The organism is Sphingomonas sp. AC449, from assembly GCF_979253475.1.
Window position 1 is genome coordinate 1 of sequence record NZ_CEEDCZ010000073.1, and the last position, 248, is coordinate 248.

Sequence of the window (248 nt, forward strand, 5' to 3'; positions counted from 1 at the left end):
GCTGTCGCTCGCCGCTGCGTCGATCGTCACGCGCGTCACCTCGGACAAGGATCTCGCCGGCCAGCTCGGCGGCCAGTTCGGTAGCCCCCGCACCTGGACGCCCGTCGCGGTGATCCTCGCGCTGCTCGGCGTCCGGCCCGGGATGCCGCACATGGTGATCCTGCCCGCCGCGGCGATCGCGGGGTTCGCGGCCTGGAAGCTGCGCCAGAACGAGCGTCGCCCCGCCCCCGTCGTCATCGCCCCCGTCG

General features: G+C 74.6%; 1 protein-coding gene. It reads left to right on the forward strand.

What is annotated here, in order from left to right; all coding sequences use genetic code 11:
• Nucleotides 1-248, forward strand: a 248-nt coding sequence (locus AC0CH3_RS17885) for an FHIPEP family type III secretion protein (protein WP_465238137.1), incomplete at both ends; no start/stop codon positions are given.